This window comes from Pectobacterium carotovorum (assembly GCF_033898505.1).
GTDB lineage: Bacteria > Pseudomonadota > Gammaproteobacteria > Enterobacterales > Enterobacteriaceae > Pectobacterium > Pectobacterium carotovorum_J.
In genome coordinates, this window is the sequence record NZ_JAXAFK010000001.1 from 682,935 (window position 1) to 702,972 (window position 20,038).

General features: G+C 53.2%; 15 protein-coding genes. 12 read left to right on the plus strand and 3 right to left on the minus strand.

Annotated elements, in window-relative coordinates; translation table 11 throughout:
- The first annotated feature begins 46 nt into the window (after window positions 1-46).
- The 8 genes from R9X49_RS02955 to adrA all read left to right on the plus strand — a co-directional run bounded on the left by R9X49_RS02955 (window position 47) and on the right by adrA (window position 10,181).
- On the plus strand, window positions 47-724 hold the full coding sequence (locus tag R9X49_RS02955; protein ID WP_319847145.1) for a YjbF family lipoprotein: 678 nt from the start codon (window positions 47-49) through the stop codon (window positions 722-724).
- A gap of 9 nt (window positions 725-733) precedes the next feature.
- Window positions 734-1,516, plus strand: a complete 783-nt coding sequence (locus R9X49_RS02960; protein WP_319847146.1) for a capsule biosynthesis GfcC family protein — start codon at window positions 734-736, stop codon at window positions 1,514-1,516.
- On the plus strand, window positions 1,513-3,654 hold the full coding sequence (locus R9X49_RS02965) for a YjbH domain-containing protein (RefSeq protein ID WP_319847147.1): 2,142 nt from the start codon (window positions 1,513-1,515) through the stop codon (window positions 3,652-3,654). The genes R9X49_RS02960 and R9X49_RS02965 overlap by 4 nt, the downstream gene beginning before the upstream one ends.
- Window positions 3,655-4,036: 382 nt before the next feature.
- Complete coding sequence (locus R9X49_RS02970; RefSeq protein ID WP_319847148.1) at window positions 4,037-4,594, plus strand: chorismate mutase; 558 nt, start codon at window positions 4,037-4,039, stop codon at window positions 4,592-4,594.
- Between the two features lie 18 nt (window positions 4,595-4,612).
- Entirely contained in the window at window positions 4,613-6,235 is a 1,623-nt protein-coding gene (locus R9X49_RS02975; RefSeq protein ID WP_319847149.1) for a S53 family peptidase, read from the plus strand.
- Between the two features lie 300 nt (window positions 6,236-6,535).
- Window positions 6,536-7,960, plus strand: a complete 1,425-nt coding sequence (locus R9X49_RS02980) for a glycoside hydrolase family 1 protein (RefSeq protein ID WP_319847150.1) — start codon at window positions 6,536-6,538, stop codon at window positions 7,958-7,960.
- Between the two features lie 95 nt (window positions 7,961-8,055).
- Entirely contained in the window at window positions 8,056-8,892 is an 837-nt protein-coding gene (gene licT, locus R9X49_RS02985) for a BglG family transcription antiterminator LicT (protein WP_319847151.1), read from the plus strand.
- Window positions 8,893-9,119: 227 nt separating this feature from the next.
- Window positions 9,120-10,181, plus strand: a complete 1,062-nt coding sequence (gene adrA / locus R9X49_RS02990; RefSeq protein WP_319847152.1) for a diguanylate cyclase AdrA — start codon at window positions 9,120-9,122, stop codon at window positions 10,179-10,181.
- A gap of 155 nt (window positions 10,182-10,336) precedes the next feature.
- Here adrA and R9X49_RS02995 read toward each other — a convergent pair whose 3' ends face one another.
- The 3 genes from R9X49_RS02995 to R9X49_RS03005 form a co-directional block, all read right to left on the minus strand.
- Window positions 10,337-11,440, minus strand: a complete 1,104-nt coding sequence (locus tag R9X49_RS02995; protein ID WP_319847153.1) for an ABC transporter substrate-binding protein — start codon at window positions 11,438-11,440, stop codon at window positions 10,337-10,339.
- Between the two features lie 326 nt (window positions 11,441-11,766).
- Window positions 11,767-12,072, minus strand: a complete 306-nt coding sequence (locus R9X49_RS03000) for a putative quinol monooxygenase (protein WP_319847154.1) — start codon at window positions 12,070-12,072, stop codon at window positions 11,767-11,769.
- A 47-nt stretch (window positions 12,073-12,119) separates the two neighbouring features.
- Complete coding sequence (locus R9X49_RS03005; protein WP_180742465.1) at window positions 12,120-12,977, minus strand: MurR/RpiR family transcriptional regulator; 858 nt, start codon at window positions 12,975-12,977, stop codon at window positions 12,120-12,122.
- A 451-nt stretch (window positions 12,978-13,428) separates the two neighbouring features.
- On the opposite strand from R9X49_RS03005, the gene R9X49_RS03010 reads away from it, so the two are divergent.
- The 4 genes from R9X49_RS03010 (at window position 13,429) to R9X49_RS03025 (ending at window position 20,012) form a co-directional block, all read left to right on the plus strand.
- Window positions 13,429-14,940, plus strand: a complete 1,512-nt coding sequence (locus R9X49_RS03010; protein ID WP_319847155.1) for a CoA-acylating methylmalonate-semialdehyde dehydrogenase — start codon at window positions 13,429-13,431, stop codon at window positions 14,938-14,940.
- Window positions 14,941-15,370: 430 nt separating this feature from the next.
- Window positions 15,371-17,302, plus strand: a complete 1,932-nt coding sequence (gene iolD / locus R9X49_RS03015) for a 3D-(3,5/4)-trihydroxycyclohexane-1,2-dione acylhydrolase (decyclizing) (protein WP_319847156.1) — start codon at window positions 15,371-15,373, stop codon at window positions 17,300-17,302.
- A 710-nt stretch (window positions 17,303-18,012) separates the two neighbouring features.
- Window positions 18,013-18,999 (plus strand): inositol 2-dehydrogenase, encoded by a 987-nt coding sequence (gene iolG / locus R9X49_RS03020; protein ID WP_225087472.1) that lies wholly within the window; start codon window positions 18,013-18,015, stop codon window positions 18,997-18,999.
- Window positions 19,000-19,073: 74 nt separating this feature from the next.
- A complete protein-coding gene (locus tag R9X49_RS03025; RefSeq protein WP_319847157.1) occupies window positions 19,074-20,012 on the plus strand; it encodes a substrate-binding domain-containing protein in 939 nt (312 codons plus the stop codon).
- The last annotated feature ends 26 nt before the right edge of the window (window positions 20,013-20,038 follow it).

Genomic DNA, 20,038 nt, shown 5'->3' on the forward strand with positions numbered 1-20,038 from the left:
GGCCTTTCTTTTTCCGGGCTACGCTGTTCAACGAGAACTGCATTCCATGACAAAAATAAAACGAATGGCAAAGGTGAGAGCGCTGATTGCCATACCTCTTTTATCGGTTGTGCTGACTGGCTGTTCCCAAAATGTGGATCAAGTGGGGAAAACGTTTAAATTGGCGTTCTTCGGTCAGGATGACACCCATGTGACAGCTACACAGGTTGCCAATACACCCTATGCATCGGCCTATCTGAAGGTAGGGAAAGCGCCACAGGCGTTTGTTGTGCTCGCTTTTGCCGAGCAGAATCAGTTGAAATGGATTGGGGCCGATAAAAATATGGTATCGACCCAGCATGGGCGCTTGGTGAAAACGCAGGGCTTCGGCGAAGACATTACCTATGTGGATAACCTGCAACAGGATCCCCTGACGTTAGGCTTATTGAAGACATCGACGCCAATGACATGGCAAAGCCGGGTTGAATGGGCTCAGGTCTTCCGTGGTGGTTACACTACGACGTCTGTTTTTCAGGCCCGCGGTAAAGAAACCGTAAAGATTCTGGATACCTCGCGTGAGCTGCTGCGCTTCGATGAACAGGTTACTGTCCCCACTTTGAATGAATCTTATACCAATAGCTATTGGCTGGATCCGGCTAATGGAAGTGTGGTCCAAAGCCAGCAGTATATGGGGCCGGGTATGGCATTGGTCACCTTCACCGTATTAAAACCCTACGTACAATAAGGGGCTGTAATGTTGGCACTCAATCGTATTGCTACCTTGTTGCTGCTGGTTTCCGGCGTCGCGACGTCTGCGCAACTGACGGTGAAATCGCCTCAAGAGACGATCGCCGTCGTTAAACTGGACGACGGTACGCGTCTTGAACAATTTTACGCACAGGTTTCCTGGCCACAGAATATCAACTGGCAAACGGCGTTTATTTCTGATTTTGCGACAACGCAGAAGGTACGCGCACAGGGGGATGTCTTGCTGCAAAAGCTGGCTGAGCTGGAAACGCGCTGGCGTAACTCTGGCGATGGCGATTTGGCTATTTCCGCCTGGCTTCTGAGAAAGACGATCGACCCGATTAATGTTGCTGGCCGTATCCGCACGGAGCTGGATCCCGATCGTGTGCGTGTCTATATAGAAAACAATCGCCCTTTGGTAGGGGAATATGCACTGTATGTGGCACCGCATGATGACAAGCTGTCGCTAATCGGCCTGGTGAATACCTCTGCTGATGTGGGTGAACTAGAGACATCGGGAAAAGTCGCGCTGCGTGCCGGATGGTCGGTCGAGAATTATCTCTCTGGACGTCGGCTTCTTGCAGGAGCGGATAACAGTTACGGCTATCTGATTGGGGGCAACGGTCAGTGGCGTAAAGTGCCGCTGGCGCTGTGGAATCGTCAGCATATTGAACCCGCTGCGGGCGAAACGCTCTTTATCGGCTTTGATCCCTCGGTTCTACCACAGGATATGTCATCACTTAACGATCAGCTTGCTGACTACCTTGCTAACCGGACTCCACTCGAATGACAAAGAACAGAAACGTTAAACTAGGCTGTCTGTCGTTGGCGATTGGCAGCATCTTGAGTGCACAGGCGATGGCGGCTGAAACAGAAAGCAGCCGTACTGCGACCAACCCGAATCTGCGCTTTCAGCCTGCGGGGGTATCACAGTCTGATTTTGGTGGCACAGGTCTGTTGCAGATGCCGACAGCACGTATGGCAGAAACGGGCGAATTTAGCCTTAACTACCGTGATAATGAGGAATATCGGCGTTATTCCTTGTCGCTCCAGCTCTTTGACTGGCTGGAAACGACGGTGCGTTATACTGACATCCGTACTCGTCCTTATAGTGATGACCCGAGTTTCAGCGGTAGCCAAACCTACAAAGATAAGTCATTCGATGTCAAAGCGCGTTTGTGGCAAGAAAGCTACTGGATGCCGGATGTCTCTGTAGGATTACGCGATATTGCTGGTACCGGCCTGTTTGATAGCGAATATCTGGTAGCCAGTAAGCGTATGGGGCCGTTTGATTTCACGCTGGGTATGGGCTGGGGCAACATGGGCCAGAGCGGCAATATTAAAAACCCTGCCTGTTCGTTGAAAGCGAGTTTCTGCCAGCGTAGTGAAGGTTTTTCAGGTACAGGTGGAGAATTTGAGGTCGGTAATTTCTTCCACGGACCGGCTGCACTGTTTGGTGGCGTTGAGTACCAGACACCCTGGGATCCTCTACGCCTGAAGCTTGAATATGACGGTAACGATTACAGTGCAGAAAGAACGTCATCCAATGGTGTGCCACAGAAGCTGAAACACGATTCCCCTTTCAACATCGGTGCGGTCTATCGGGTAGGGGATGTGCTGGATACCACGTTATCGTGGCAGCGCGGCAATACCCTGATGTGGGGCTTTACCCTCCGCACTAATTTCAACGATCTGAAGCCGAACTATTTAGATGATGCACCACCCGTCTATGCGCCAGTGCAGGATGGCAAAGGCACAAACTGGCAGCTCGTCTCGAAAGAGCTGAATGATAAGGCTGGCTTTAAAGACGCCGATATTTACGCGGACCAAAAGCAGGTCACCATTGTTGCCGATCAGACAAAGTATCGTGATAGTGAACAGGCAACACAGCGTGCCGCGACGGTATTGGCAAATCACGTACCGGGTAGTGTTGATGAATACCATATTGTTCAGCGCAGCCAGCGTTTACCGATTGCCAGCACGGAAGTGGATGCCAAAGCCTTCCATCAGGTTAAACAAGCTGCCGTCCCGCTGGGTCAACCGGAACCTGAAACGCATCGCAAAGAGCCGGTATCCGACGTACGTGGTCAGCAGGTGTTCCTCGCAGAACCCGATCGTTTGACGTATTCATTAGATCCGACGCTGACGCAGTCTTTCGGTGGTCCTGAATCCTTCTACATGTATCAGGTCGCATTGAAAGGCAACGTGGACTACCGTCTGAGCGAGCACTGGAGCGTAGGGGGAACCGCGACGCTGAACCTGGTGAATAACTACGACAAGTTCAACTACAAAACCCCACCGGCCGACGGCGCAGCGCTGCCGCGTGTCCGAACCTGGGTGCGTGAATACATTACCTCTTCCGATCTGCTGTTGACCAATCTGCAATTAACTCGCACTGATAATCCGGCGCAGGACTGGTATACCCAGGTCTACGGCGGCTATCTGGAAATGATGTACGCGGGGGTCGGCTCTGAAGTGCTGTATCGTCCGTTCGGTAAAAGCTGGGCGCTTGGTATGGATGTTAACTATGTTAAACAGCGCGACTGGAACGACATCATGAGAATGGCTGATTACGATGTGGTAACGGGCCATCTGACCGCGTACTGGGAACTGCCGTTTGTGGAAGGTGCGGTGGCAAAAGTGAGCGTGGGCCGCTATCTGGCAGGGGACAAAGGGGTAACCCTCGATCTGTCTCGCCGCTTTGACAGCGGGATTATTGCGGGTGCCTTTGCGACCAAGACCAACGTCAGCGCTGCTGAATATGGGGAAGGGAGCTTCACCAAAGGTTTCTATGTCTCCATACCGTTTGATCTGCTGTTCACTGAACCTACGGTGAAACGCGGTGCAGTCGGCTGGGTACCGCTGACGCGTGATGGTGGTCAAATGCTACAGCGCCGCAGCTCGCTGTATGGCCTCACCGAACACTAATCGATCCCCGTTCGTTTAGGGTGTTAATCAAGCCCGTCATGGTCAAGTGCCACGACGGGCTTTTTTGTGCGCCTGCACGGTACGGAATAGTTTTATGTAGTAACCAATATGAACTATTTCATTTGGTTATTGTTTGTATCTTGATCACGTCGAATCAGGCAGGGCGACGCTGGGCTGTTATTCCTAATTTGCTTGTAATTTAACAGTTTAATCGCGGTTATCGCGATGGGGCGGGACATTTCTAAGAGGAAGTGTGTCCTGTGGGTAATGATTGAAATAGTTTCGTCATGGAAGATTCATATAGCGAAATCTATTATCTCCTGCCGCAATGGCGAAAAAAACATAGACCTTCATGGTAGTGCTGACAGGAGAGTGCAATCCGATGAATTTGCCTATTTCCGCTGTTATCTCGTTAGTGATGAGTTCTGCCTGGTGCCTCCCTCTGCATGCGGCTGTGCAGGATAGTTCTCTTGGGATCTATCAACTGATTCAGGAGAGGATGGTACTGATGAAGGATGTCGCAGGGTATAAGGCCCGTCAACACCTGCCGGTTGAGGATCTGAAGCAAGAGGAACGTATTTTGAGTAAGGCGCGGGAGCAATCCGCTGCCGTGGGTTTATCACCTCAGAGTACGCAGCTGTTTTTTACGTCATTAATGAACGCGAGCAAAGCCATTCAGTATCGCTACATGGCGGACTGGCTTGCGACACCAGAAAACGACTGGACGCCGCTTTCACTGAATGACACGGTCAGACCCACGTTACTCACGATTGATGACCAGCTTCTGGTTAGCATTAAACGTTATCTCGCGAATGGCGGGCATTTTGCGCCTCAGCAAGAGGCTGCATTTCTTTCTTCTATTAATGTTGAGCATCTGTCACAGAACGACAAACGCCAGATTTATGCGGCATTGAGTCAAATTGAACCAGACGGCAAATAGCTGAGTGGAGAGAAGACGATGACTTACCAATTATTGAAAGGGAGTGAGCGCGGAAATATCGCTGACGCAGCGTATCGCGAACGCTGTGATGTTAATGAAAGCGTCAGAGTTATGCTGGTGCTGCGTTTTACTACGCCAGATGAAGAGTATTACACCGAACTGCACGATAGCATCGATCCGCAATTTGGCGGCATCAACGCTAACAGACCGCTGTCGCGTGCTGACTATGCCAGAAAGTTCAGCGCTGATGAGGCCGATCTCGAGCATGTCCGTGCGTTTGCGCGGCATCATCGGTTCTCTATCGAACGTGAACACGCCGCCAGCCGCACCGTTTTCTTAACGGGGACGGTGGGGCAGATGGAACAGGCGTTTCGCGTGAGCTTAGCCCGGTATGACCACAAACACGGGACATTCCGTGGGAGAGCGGGGGGAATTTACCTGCCGGAATACCTACAGGGCGTGGTGATTGCCGTATTGGGGCTTGATGAACGTCTGGCGACGAACTGCTGCCTGCATGTCAATGATACGTTCTCCAATACGGCAAAGCGTCCGTCGGGCTATACGCCGCTCGATCTGGCAGATCTCTATCATTTCCCGGAGCACGACGGCGCGGGGCAGTGTATTGGCATTATTGAGCTGGGGGGCGGATACCGCCTGCCGCAGTTAGAGCACTATTTTAAACGCATGGGTGTCACCCCGCCGCAGGTCGTCGATGTTTGTGTGGGCGGTGCCCAGAATGCCCCTGCTTCGTCAGAGGGCGATAAAGACGTGAGCCCGATTGATATCGAAGTGCAGATGGATATCGAAATCGCGGGTACGTTGGCGCCGGCCGCCAAAATTGTGGTGTATTTTGCCCCGAATACCGATGCCGGATTTTTGGAAGCGATCAACGCTGCGATTTATGATGAGAAAAATGCGCCGTCGGTGATTTCAATTAGCTGGGGATCCAGCGAACCACAATGGACGGCGCAATCATTACAAGTGTACAACCAGGCTTTTCAGACTGCGGCTGCGCTAGGGATTACGGTGTGTGTCGCGTCTGGCGATCGTGGTTCAAAAGATGGTGAACCCCATGGTTTGCACGTCGATTTCCCAGCATCCAGCCCCTATGTTTTAGCCTGCGGCGGCACTCGCTTGCAAAAAGCGATGGAAGAAACCACCTGGCATAGCCGGGACGGCAGCGCGACGGGCGGTGGCGTCAGCCAGTACTTTGCGCTGCCCGGCTGGCAGTTAGGGCTGTCTCTGGTAGACAAATACGGCGGTCACCACCCTTTGCAACACCGCGGCGTACCTGATGTCAGCGGCAATGCCGATCCCGAAACCGGCTATCTGGTTGAAGTTAACGGGGTGCAAGGCGTTGTTGGTGGAACCAGCGCCGTCGCGCCGCTGTGGGCAGGGTTATTAGCGCGTATGCTGGCGCTGACCCACTCAGCATCGCTGTTTATCCCCCCTTTGCTGTACCGTAACCGTAATAGCTGCAAGGATATCGTTCGGGGCAATAATGGCGCATTTGTGGCTTCTGAAGGCTGGGATGCCTGTACGGGGCTGGGATCGCCAGATGGCATGAAGCTGCTGAGGCTGTTGAAGCGGCTCGTGAGGCTCAATGGCGCACGGGAACACGACGATGGACACGAACAGTGAGCCTACCTTTCCGCTTTCTGGGATAGCGGGCACAGGGACAAATCCTACTCAGGCGAGGACATTATCGGTGATATTCATCACAGATTACCCGACCTCGGTTTGAGTCTACGGCGGTTAGCGGATATAACCCGATAAGCAGGACGTGATCGGGTCAAGGCCCGAGCGAAACCTGATACGACGCATGTTATTCAGACATGTTCGTATCAGGTTTTTTTTTGCCTGAATTCAGCCCGATCGCGCGCCACCCATAACATCAGTGATGTCTTGCTGACATGATCTCGTTAAGGAAAGGAGAAAACTGTGAAATACCGTCATCTTAAACGTTTCCCAGAGGGTTTTTTGTGGGGCGCAGCGACATCGGCTTATCAGGTGGAAGGGGCATGGAATGAGGATGGCAAGGGGCCGTCGGTGATTGATGCCAGAACGTCCTATCCTGAGGGCACCACGGACTTTAAAGTCGCCAGCGATCATTACCATCGTTACAAAGAAGATGTAGCGCTGTTTGCCGATATCGGCTTTAAAACCTACCGTTTTTCCATCGCCTGGAGCCGCATCATTCCCGATGGCAGCGGTGAGGTAAACCCGGCAGGGGTCGCGTTTTATCACAATCTTATCGATGAACTGCTGCATTACGGTATTGTGCCGATCGTCACGATGTACCATTTCGATCTACCGCAGGCGTTACAGGCCAAAGGCGGTTGGTACAGCCGGGAAACGGTGGACGCGTTTGAACGTTTTGCCAACGTGCTGTTTGATGAATACGGCGAAAAAGTGAAGTACTGGCTGACCATCAACGAACAGAACATGATGATTTTGCACGGTTCCGCACTGGGTACGCTGGATCCTACGCTGGAAAACCCGAAACAGAATCTCTATCAGCAGAACCACAACATGCTGGTGGCGCAGGCAAAAGCGATGAATGCGCTGCATGACAAAGTGCCCGGTGCAAAAATTGGTCCGGCACCCAATATTGCGCTGATTTACCCAGCGTCTTCCAAGCCTGAAGATGTGATGGCCGCGTTCAACTATAACGCGATCCGCAACTGGCTGTATCTGGATATGGCGGTCTATGGGCGTTACAACACCACGGCCTGGCGCTATATGGAAGAAAAAGGCTATACGCCGGAGATTCTGCCCGGTGATATGGATATTCTGGCATCGGCCAAACCCGATTTTATCGCGTTTAACTACTACACCTCGCAAACGGTTGAAGCCAGCAAAGGCGATGGTTCGGATGAAATTGCGCGCGGCGGCGATCAGCACCTGAAATCAGGTGAAGAGGGCGTACATCGTGGCGCAAGCAATCCATTTTTGCAGAAAAATGCCTTTGGCTGGGAAATCGATCCCATCGGCTTCCGCAATACGCTACGTGAGCTGCACGATCGTTACCATTTACCGCTGATCATTACGGAGAATGGGCTGGGCGCGTTTGATACGTTGGATGAAAACGGTGAGGTTCACGATGATTACCGCATCGACTACCTGCAACGCCACATTGAGCAAATTCAGCTTGCGATCACCGACGGTGTGGATGTCTTCGGCTATACGCCATGGTCGGCGTTGGATCTCATTTCCACTCACCAGGGATGCTCGAAACGCTATGGCTTTATTTACGTCAATCGTGAAGAATTCGACCTGAAAGATTTGCGGCGTATCCGTAAAAAAAGCGCATACTGGTATGCTGATGTCATTAAAAACAATGGGCTGGATAGCTCAGAAGCGTAAATGAGAAAAGCAGGCGCCTCGTCGATATCACGTTGAGGCGTTAAACGGTAGGGAAGGTCACAGTGTGCCTTCCCATCAGACAGGACGGCTGAGCGATGATAATTAAAAAAATATTGAGCAATAATGCCGTGCTGGTGCTGGCAGATGACCGACGGGAAATTGTGGCGATTGGTAAAGGCGTCGGCTTTGGTAAAAAAGTGGGCGACCCTATCGATCAACAGCGTATTGAAAGCCAGTTCGTGAAGAAAAGCGACGGTATGGCGGATGTGCTGTCACAACTGCTGGCGGATATTCCACCGGACTGTCTGGCCGTGACGCAGCAAATTATTACGCTGGCGCAAAAAACGCTGCGGCTTGACGTGCAGGACACGCTGTTTCTGGCGCTCAGCGACCACATTAACTTTGCCATTCAACGCCATAAGAAAGGGCAGACGATCAAGAATCTGATGCTATGGGATATTCGCCAGTTCTATCACAGCGAATTTGCCGTTGGGTTGGAGGCGCTGGAGTTGATTCGCGCCAGACTGGATATCGATTTGCCGGAGGATGAAGCGGGATTTATTGCGCTGCATCTGGCAAATGCGACGAATAACAGCGATATGCAGAGCACGATGCAAAGTGCGAGCATCATTAAAGATATTCTGACCATTCTGAAATACGATCTCCACATCACGTTTGACGAACATTCTCTCAATTATCAGCGCTTGGTGACGCATCTGAAGTTCTTCGCCCTGCGCCTGTTAAATCGGGAAACCGTGAGTCACGGTGATGATTCCATCTATCAGGGAATTACCGAGTTGATGCCGCGGGCCTATGCCTGCGCAATGAAAGTGTATGAATATGTGGAAAAAAACTACGGCTGCCAGCTCACCACCGATGAGATCATGTTTCTGACCATTCACATCAACCGTTTGCAACCCTCTCCCTCTTAATCACACAGGTCATGATGACGGGTACGCCTGTGGCAATCATCAATGCGGAAAGACGGCCACGGGTAAGACCACCGCGAGTTAACATTTGTGTTACTCTGTTCTGCCTTTACGGTATCTGTTCGTTATGTAACAAAATAAATTAAAAAACTGCTCACTGTTGCTGACAGGCTTTCAGTCATAATGTTCTTTTTTCTCGCTATTCGTTAGTGAACCGCATGGGGGTCGTTATGTCAGCCTCGCCGCCGACGTTTTTGACGGTAGATGTACGTCGCTCAGGGCTACGCTTTTCCCAGCGAGTCTATATTCCACGCATTGTCGGTACGATACTGTGTTGCCTCTTCATTTCTTCCGTGCTGATAACCAAACCGACACCGGCGCTATTGTGGGTGTTGCTCTTTCTTAACGCCTTTGTCTGGCCTCACATTGCCTACATGCTATCCCTGCGGTCACGCGACCCTATGCGGTGCGAGAAACGTAATTTATTGTTTGATGTGGTGTTTGGCGGCATCTGGATAGGGTTTATGGGGGTAAATCTTCTGCCCAGCGCGGTGATTGTCGCGATGGTCGGGATGAATGGCACGGCTGGGGGCGGGATAAAGCTGTTTGTTCAGGGCATCGTATTACAGTGTGTTGCCTGTGTGCTGGTTCTTGTGTTGTTTGCAGTACCTGTATCGCTGGATACAACACCGATGCAGCTGTATGCCTGTTTGCCGATGTTGTTGATCTACCCAATTTCTCTGGGCTATGTCACCTATACCACCGCGCTGAAACTGGCGGAACACAAACGTATGCTGATGGAAGTCAGTATCCATGACGGGATGACCAGTCTCTATAACCGTCACCACTGGGAACGTTTGCTGAAGCACGAGTATGATAGTTGTCAGCGCTATAAGCGCACGGCGACGTTAGTCCTGTTTGATATCGACCATTTTAAAGCCTTTAACGATAACTTTGGGCATAACGTCGGCGATCAGGCGATATTGCTACTGGCGCGCGAGCTGACATCCGGGTTTCGTGAAACGGATGTGATTGGGCGATTCGGTGGAGACGAGTTTGCCGTTATTTTACCGCAAACGAGTGCGGGAGAGGCGCTGGATGCCGTGAGCCGCATTCGGGAGAGTTTGTCGCTGAAGTTCCTGAATCAGACGCCGCAGCTGGCGGTGTTTGTCAGCGTCGGTATCGCAGAGATTTCGCCGGAAATGGGCCAATATATTGACTGGTTAAAGTCAGCGGATATGGCGCTCTATCGGGCAAAAAATAAAGGTCGCCGCCGAACCGAAGTTGCCTGAATATCCCAGGCTACAGCCTGAGATTTTGTGTATTTACTGCTAATGAAAAAGAAGCCCCTATCGCCATCGGGTGGTGACAGGGGCTTTTTCTTTATTTATAAGAACCCAACTAGATTTATAAGCGCCAACTAGATTTATAAGAACCTAAGTCGCGATTAATGAGGCAGAGCTTCTTTGGGATGCAGCCCCAGATTACCCGGAGACGGCTCACCTTTCACTTCGCCGAGGTACAAACCGATCTGGGCACGGAATGACTCTACCGCCGCACGGTCGCTCATGAAATCGGCAAAAGCCTGCGGGCTGGTGTTCTTATATTCCCAGATAGGCTTATAGCCAGCGGGGGGCGTAACGTCAGTACGCACCGACCACATATACCAGACATTGCTCTGCGTCTCTTTATCCAGTAGCCAGCTTAGATACAGCTTGGCGCTTTCCGGGTGTTTAGCCTGTTTGAAAATGGCTGCACGCTGCGCCCAGGAAACAAACGGATCGTTTTTTGGCAGAACGAAACGCGAATTGGCGTTTTGATCGGGAGCCAGTGCGCCGTCGGTTGAGAAGGTCGCCGCTGACTTACCGCTTTCAACATCGTCTGCGGGAGCCTGCGTACCGCGCACATAAACTGGGTTCTGTTCTTTGAATTTAGCGACATAGTCCCAGCCGTATTTATCCACGACCTGCTTAAACCAGAACAGCACGGCGTCGTCATCATTCGGGTAGGTTAAGACAATGCTGCCTTTCAGGTCGGGACGTAAATAGTCATTGGCTTCTGTTGGCCAGGCATTTTCAGCAATCAGCTTGGTATTGACCACGTTGCTGAATGCATCGACAAATACGCCGGTCCAACTGCCGTCTTTATCTTTAAACGCGGGATACACTTTGTCCCAGCCGATAGGTTTATAGTTCAGCAGCACACCTTCTTTTTTCCAGCGCGGGTAATCCTGCAAAGTCTGGAGCTGTACAACATCCGGTACCAGCGTATTCGTTGCTAGTTGGTTATCAATACGGGCATCGTGGAATTTGCTGTAGTCCACAATGACGTTGAGTTTCATGCCCGGAAAGCGTTTTTCAAACGCCTGTTTGATGCCATCTTGCTGACCCGGTGTGTCACCGCCCGCGTAGACGGTCACGATACCGCCTTCCCGTAACGCATTTTGATAAAGCTCGTTAATCGGGCGTTTATCGGCCTCTACTGCCGCATAGCTGGTCGCTGCCGTCGCCATCAGCGCCGTAAATGCGACCACCTGTTTTAGTTTAAACATCGATTCCTCCTGAATGAGAGCCGTCTCTACCGACGCACTTTTTATCCTTTGTGGTTGTTGGTCAGGATAAGCGTGCATAGGCAGAATCATTGAATGACTATCAAATTATTTAATTTGTTTGATATTCATTACCCTGCTGAGATAACGGTTAATCTGCCTTCTATCAGCGGGTTTGCGTATGTTATCCGGTTGTGAATAATGTTAAATGAGAAAAAATTGAGATTTTAATTCAAAAAAAATGAATTAAAATTTGGCGTGAAAGGCAGCAGAATAACGGGGAATTGCGGCGATATTTAGGCCGCCCTGCGACCTAAAATCGAATGAGTTCAAACGACGGGTAGGGAACTGTCAAACGGATCCATCAGCAGGAAGGTGCACTCGGCACGCTGGTGGCTGTTGATCATGGGAACCAGTCGCTGGAAGTGCTCAGTCTGGCAGTGAATATCCAGCGCGGCTTTATCTGGCCAGGTTTCGATAAAGGTGAAATGCCCCGGATCTTTCTGGTTGATAAAAAGCTCATAGGAGATGCACAGCGGCTCCTGTCGGGTTTTCTCCACTAATTCGCGGTACAGCGGCATGACTGTCTCAATGTACTCCGGCTTAATAAAATCCTGTGCGATGACTTTAAGCATAAAACGGCTCTCCCTCTCTGTGAGTCTTGCTGATTAAACGATGCCAACTAGCCGCGCTGCTGTTTTTCGCTCTGCTCTGCGCCGTTTCCCTGTCGGTAAGCCAGCGATACCATCAGCGATTGCACCAGACACAGCGTGGCGGATTGTGAACGGAACGCATCAACCTGCGCCTCCTTCACCACAAAGCAGACGTCGCTGAGCGTCGCCAGCGGGCTGATCTGGCTGTCGGTAATGACAATTTGCCGCGCGCCGGCCTTTGCGGCCATTTCACTGACCATCACGGTTTCCTGCGAGTAAGGCGAGAAGCTGATGGAAACCACCACATCGCGTGAACTGACACGGCTGAGCTGTTCACGAAACATGCCTCCCAGGCCGTTAACCAGAATGGGGCTGCTTTCCAGATGGCTGAGCGCGTAGGTGAGGTAAGTGGCGACGCTGAACGAGCGCCGTAGCCCGACGATATAGATGGTCTCCGCCTGTGCCAGCAGATCGACGGCTTTTTGCAGATCCTCTTGTGGGGTACGTGCCGCGAGCTGCTGCATCGCCTGCGCGTTTGAACGGGCAAACTCATGCAGAATATCCAACGGCGTTTCTGGCACGGCGTCGGCTTCCATCGCCCGAAATAGCCGCGCTCGGTCGGTATAGCTGGCCGTCTCCTCCACCAGATTCATACGGAACAGCTGTTTCATTTCGTTGAAGCCGCTGAAATCAAAGGCGTTGGCGAAACGAATCAAGGTTGAGGGGGGCACGTCAGCGCGTTCGGCGATCACCGCGACGGTATCAAAAGCGATACTGTTAGTATTATCCAGCACATAGTGCGCCACCTGCTGTAACCGCTTGCTGAGCGAATCATAGCGCTCGCGGATCTGTTCCTGCAATTCTCTCAGGCTGGTTGCCATGGGCATATCGGGTTATCTCCCAAAGACGTATAAGAACCTATCCCATTAGGGCGATTTCATGACTGGCGCCTGAAACGGAACAGAAAATTCATTTCTGGATACGGTTGTTTTATCTGTACGACATTTTCGACGGCACGCCTGTTATCGATACGGCGATTTTCAGAGGCTGCTCGCCTAATACTGGTCACTTAAGCCCGTTATTAGGGGAAACACAGGGGGAGGTTCCCGCAGGGAGGCCTCACCCCTGTGGTAGCCCTGTGTATCTCGATACTTAAACGATCGACGTTAGGCTGCTCGCCTGTCTTTATGGACAACTGTCTTCAAGTTTACATAAAAATTCGCAGCGGATCACAATAATCAACATTTATTTTATTTTTACGTTAAATGGAATATTCATTTCATATACTGTAATCCGATATCAGCCGTTTGTCTCCTCAAAACCCACAAAGGTGTAAACATGGAAACCGTATCTAACTTCATTCAGGGGGCGATTGCCTCCAGCAACAGCCAACGCTACGCCGCGGTGTATAACCCCGCGACGGGCGAGCAGATTCGCCAGGTTGTGATGTCTGATAAGGCGGAAGTCGAGCAGGCGATTGCCAGTGCGGCGGCGGCATTCCCTGCGTGGTCAAAACACTCTCCGCTGCGTCGCGCGCGCGTGCTGTTTCGCTTCAAAGCGCTGCTGGAAGAACGAATGGATACGCTGGCCCGGCTGATTTCACAGGAGCACGGCAAGGTCTATTCCGATGCCGTGGGGGAAGTGACTCGCGGTCTGGAAGTCGTTGAATTTGCGTGCGGTATTCCACATCTGCAAAAAGGCGAACACTCGGCGAATGTCGGCACCGGGGTGGATAGCCATTCACTCATGCAGCCGCTCGGCGTGTGTGTCGGGATTACGCCGTTCAACTTCCCGGCGATGGTGCCAATGTGGATGTTCCCGATTGCGCTGGCGACCGGCAATACCTTTGTGCTTAAGCCGTCGGAAAAAGATCCGTCGCTCTCGCTGCTGCTAGCGCAACTGCTGAAAGAAGCGGGCCTGCCGGACGGCGTATTTAACGTCGTTCAGGGTGACAAAGAAGCGGTGGATGTACTGCTGACCGATCCACGCGTGCAGGCGGTGAGCTTTGTGGGCTCGACGCCGGTGGCGGAATACATTTATCAGACGGCATCGGCGCACGGCAAACGTTGTCAGGCGTTGGGTGGGGCGAAAAACCACTGCATTCTGATGCCGGATGCCGATATGGACATGGCAGTCAGTGCGATTATGGGCGCGGCGTTTGGCGCAGCGGGCGAACGCTGTATGGCGCTGTCGGTGGTGGTGGCCGTTGGTGATGACACGGCGGAAGCACTGAATCAGCGTCTAAATGCACAGATCAACGTGATGCGCGTCGGGCCGGGTCTGGTGGACGGGCAAGAAAATGAGATGGGGCCGGTGATCAGCGCGCCGCACCGGGCGAAGATTGCCGACTATATTCAAAGTGGCGTCGATCAGGGCGCGACGCTGCGTATCGATGGCCGCACGCTGTCTATTCAAGGCCACCAGCAAGGTTACTTTATTGGGCCGACGTTGTTCGATAACGTTACGCCAGAGATGAAGATCTATCAGGAAGAGATTTTTGGCCCGGTGCTGTCCGTGGTGCGCGTGCCGGATTACCAGACGGCGGTAACGCTGATCAACAACCATGAATACGGTAACGGCACCGCTATTTTTACCCGCGATGGTGAAACGGCGCGTCAGTTCTGCGAAGAGGTGCAGGCCGGTATGGTCGGCGTGAACGTACCGATTCCGGTGCCGATGGCGTTCCACAGCTTCGGCGGCTGGAAACGCTCCATTTTTGGGCCGCTTAACGTCCACGGCAACGACGGCGTGCGCTTCTACACCCGCATGAAAACCGTCACCAGCCGCTGGCCTGCCAGCGTCCGTCTGGAACATCACACCAGCAGCTTCGTCATGCCCACACTGGAGTGAGGATTTGACCGCTAACGGGCGATGAATGGAGTGCACTGGTTTTGCTCTTCCGGCGTCAAAAATTATGCTGAGGTAGGGGACACCGCCGAAAGAGCGACAGGGATGTCGCGAAAGCCAGTGCCGCGGAGGACAAAAACGTCAGAGACGTTTTTGAACAGCACTTGTGCTGGCCCGCAGGGCGAGCCCCGTTTATGGGGCGAGTAAGCACGTCACTGGCGGTTCGGATGACGGTGGCGCATATCGAAGGGCCCGCGTAGCGGCATAATTTATCGCCATAAGCCTGGGTTCTCAGGGCGGCGGCGATTGAGCGCCCTGAGTCGGGCGCGTGCTACGACGCAGCATAAAAATGGCTAAATTTTCGCGCACGAAATGCTCGCTGAATATACATAGTTCATTATAGAAATCAGATCCTTATTTAAGGAGTAGATCAATGGATACGTGTCGCATCACCATGGCGCAAGCGCTGGTCAGGTTTCTCAACCAGCAATACATCAGCGTAGACGGTGAAGAATCCCCCTTTGTGCAGGGCGTCATGACCATTTTCGGTCACGGCAATGTGCTGGGCATCGGCCAGGCGCTGGAGCAGGAGGCAAACCGTCTCACCGTGCATCAGGGGTGCAACGAACAGGGAATGGCGCACATTGCCGTCGGGTTTGCTAAACAGCACAAGCGGCGGAAAATCTATGCGGTGACCTCGTCGGTAGGGCCGGGGGCGGCAAACATGGTGACTGCCGCCGCGACCGCCACCGCCAACCGCATTCCAGTGCTGCTGCTGCCCGGCGATCTCTTCGCCTGCCGCCAGCCGGATCCGGTGTTACAGCAGGTTGAGCAATATCACGATCTGTCGATCAGCACCAATGACTGCTTTAAACCGGTGTCCCGCTACTGGGATCGTATTAATCGGCCTGAACAACTGATGAGCGCGCTGATTAACGCCATGCGCGTGCTGACCGATCCGGCCGATACCGGCGCGGTGACGCTGTGTTTACCGCAGGATGTGCAGGCAGAAGTCTGGGATTATCCGGCATCGTTTTTCCGCAAGCGCGTCCATCACCTCGAACGTCGTCCGCCGGATGCGGCACGGCTGGATGAAGCGGCGGCGCTGATTGCGAGCAAGCGTCGTCCGATGCTGATTTGCGGCGGTGGTGTTCGTTATTCCGGCGCGCATGATGCACTGGCGCAATTTGCCGAGCAGTTTGCGATTCCGTTTGGCGAAACGCAGGCGGGCAAGGGCGCGATTGTATCCTCACATCCGCTGAACTGTGGCGGCATCGGTGTGACGGGCGGGCTGGCGGCGAACCGACTGGCGCAAGAGGCGGATCTGGTGATCGGCGTCGGGACACGTTTAACCGATTTTACCACGGGTTCCAAGTCGCTATTTCAGAACCCGAACGTCGAATTTTTACTGCTCAACGTGGCCGAATTTGATGCGCTAAAACTGGATGCACTGCCTTTAATCGCCGACGCGCGCGTTGGGCTGGAAGCGCTGGCCGAACGGCTGGCGACGGCGTCGTATCGCAGCGGCTGGCAGCAGGCCGTTGAACAGGCTCGCACGGAATGGGAACGCGAGCTACAGCGGCTTTTTACCGTGCAGGACAAGGGCGAGCTGGTGCCGGAAGTGGTGGACGGTCTGGAAGACAAGCTGGATGAATATCGCCAGATGCTGAATACCCATCTGACGCAAACGCGCGTGCTGGGCATACTGAATGAAGAGTTGGAAGACAACGCGGTTGTGGTGGGCGCAGCGGGCTCGTTGCCGGGCGATCTACAGCGCGTGTGGCAGGTGAAGACGCCGGACAGCTACCATTTGGAATATGGCTATTCCTGCATGGGATACGAGATTGCGGCGGCGATTGGCGCACGCCTTGCGGCACCGCAACAGCCCGTCTATGCGATGGTCGGTGACGGTTCCTATCTGATGCTCCACACCGAACTGCAAACGGCGGTACAGGAAGGCATCAAAATCACTGTGCTGCTGTTCGACAACGCGGGCTTCGGTTGTATCAACAACCTGCAAATGAGTCAGGGAATGGGCAGCTTCTGTACGGAAAACCGCTACCGCGATACGGAATCGGGGCAACTGCGCGGGGCACTCATTCCGGTAGATTTCGCCAAGAACGCGGAAAGCTACGGCTGTAAAGCGTGGCGGGTACATGATGAAGCCTCGCTCAGGCAGGCGCTGGCGGAATCACGTCAGCATTCGGGCCCTGTGCTGCTCGACATCAAGGTGTTGCCGAAGACCATGACGCACGGCTACGAATCCTGGTGGCGTACCGGCACGGCGCAGGTTGCTGACAACCCAGAGATCGAGTCTGCCGCCAATAGCGTGAAAGCCGCGCTTTCCCGCGCCCGTCAGTATTAGATTATTTCTCTTGGCGGTGGTTTCTGAGTCACACTTTTTATGCCGACTAAGAGATAGTTTCGTGCGCTATGATAACGTTATTTTCATGCTACGTCGTAGCACGCGCCCGACATAGGGGGCTACGCCAGCCCCCTATGAACCCCGGCTTTTGGCGGGAATTATGCCGCTGACGCGGTGCCTTCGTCGGTATCACGCTTAACGGACCGCTTGCGACACGTTCCCTACGTGGCGCAAGCTTTCGCCGCGTCCTGCGGCTCATCCTAAGCCTGCTATCTCCTCAGCATAATTTTTTACGCCGAATAAAGGCAAAAACCGTGATAACTCCCTGTATTTTTGTCTCCGAGAGTGGGGAATGTGGAGGGAGATTAAATTGAAACATTCATTTCATTTTCAAACCACAGTTTCATTTTTCCTCCCGCAGTGCGCCAGTACCTGACCGATTCTCTGGTAGTCATGTATATCCCCACAAACGTTCTCAGGTGATGTGTGATTGGGGTTACAGAAAACAGCGAAGATGTCATGAAAATGTTAACTGACACGCAAAAACATAATTTTCAATTTATACAAAACTGAAATAAATGTTTTATTTTAGCTATCAGGATTTGCGGTAAAAAGCGGGTGATGGGGCTGGGGGAAGAATGCGACTAGCCGTTATCCCGTCACTTTTTCAGTCTGGCATTAAACGCCACTCAGGCAGCAAGGGAGCATCTATGTTCAACATCGCTTTACTGGGCGCAGGCCGCATCGGCCAGGTCCATGCAGTCAACATCGCGGCACACAAAGAGACCAACTTATACGCGGTCGTCGATCCCAACCCAACCAATGCCGCAGCGCTGGCCGAACGCTACCATACCAAAGTGCAAACCGTGGATGAAGTCATGAACGATCCGGCGGTGCATGCCGTTCTGATTGCCTCCGCGACTGACACACACGCCGACTTGATTGAGCTGGCCGCCAAACATGGCAAAGCCATTTTCTGTGAAAAACCGGTGCATCTGGATATTGCCCGCGTTCGCGATTGTCTGACCGTCGTCAAACAGCAGAACGTGCCTTTGTTTGTGGGCTTCAATCGCCGCTACGACCCGCAATTCCGCCGCGTCAAAACGCTGGCTGGCGAGGGGCGCATCGGTAAGCCGGAATCTCTGCTGATTATCTCCCGCGATCCGTCGCCGCCGCCTGCCGAATATGTTCGCGTTTCCGGCGGTATGTTCCGCGACATGACGATTCATGATTTCGATATGGCGCGCTTCATTATGGGCGAAGAGCCGGTGTCGGTCTTTGCGCAAGGGAGCAATCTGGTCGATCCGGCCATTGGCGAGGCGGGCGACATCGATACCGCGTTTATCGTGCTGAAGTTCGCCTCTGGTGCGATGGCGACCATCGTCAACAGCCGCCGCTCCGGCTACGGCTACGATCAGCGCCTTGAGCTGCATGGTGCGAAGGGTGTGCTCAGCGCGGGCAATATCCGCGAAAACGTGGTCGAGCAGTGGACCGACGACGGCTGTCTGGCGGCAAAACCCGAATACTTCTTCCTGCAACGCTATCACGCGGCCTACGCGGCAGAGTGGCAGCACTTCGTCGATGTGCTGAATGGCCGCACCCAGCCGGAATGCTCCGGACTGGACGGTGAGCGTGCGCTGAATCTGGCGGATAAAGCCTTTGAATCCCTGGCTCAAGGCAAGGAGGTCGCCGTGTAACCGTATCGGCACATCGCGTTTTACCTGCTTTCAACCCTACACCCATACTCATAACAGAAGCAGAGAAAAGACATATGAAAAAGATCATCAGCGTTTCCGCAATCGCCATCGCACTGGGTCTGTCTGGTTTTGCTCAGGCCCAAAACGAACAAATCGTTTTCAGCACGCCGAATCTCGCTATGCCGTTTGAAGTTCACATGCAGCGCACCGCCGTCAAAGCCGCCAAAGAACTGGGCGTGAATTTGCAGGTGCTGGATGGGCAGGGTAGCTCACCGAAGCAGACCGCCGATTTAGAAAATGCCATTACTCGCGGAGCGCAGGGCTTCGTGGTGTCACCGAATGACGTCAACGCCGTTTCCAGCGCCGTGACCGAAATTCAGGATGCCAAACTGCCGGTGGTGACGCTGGATCGTTCGGTGAAAACGGAAAAAGCGGTGCCGCACTTTGGGGCGAATAACTACAAAGGCGGTCAGGCGATTGCCGACTATGTCAAAACCAAATTCCCAGATGGCGCAGAGATCATTCTGCTGACCGGCCAGCCGGGCTCTTCTTCTAATATTGAGCGGACGCAGGGGATTCGCGACAGCCTGAAAGCGGGCGGCAGCAAGTACCACATTGTGGCTGACCAGACGGGGAACTGGATGCGTTCCGAAGGGATGCGCATCGTAGAAAGCGTCCTGCCGTCGCTGCCTAAGCGTCCACAGGTCATCCTCTCTGCGAATGACGACATGGCGCTGGGCGCGATTGAAGCATTGCAGGGGCAGGGTTTGAAACCGGGCGAAGTGATGGTAACCGGCTTTGACGCCGTGCCGGAAGCGCTGGCTCGCGTACGCGACGGCTGGCTGGCCGTGACTGCCGATCAGCGTCCGGGCTATGCGGTAACGACTGCATTGACGCAGTTGACCAATAACATCCGCAGTAAAGCGCCTATCACTGGGGCCGACTACCAACCGACCATGATTACCAAAGATAACCTGAACGATGCCGAACGCATTGGCGAAGCGGGTAAATAAGTCGCTCTCTACATAACAGGTATTCA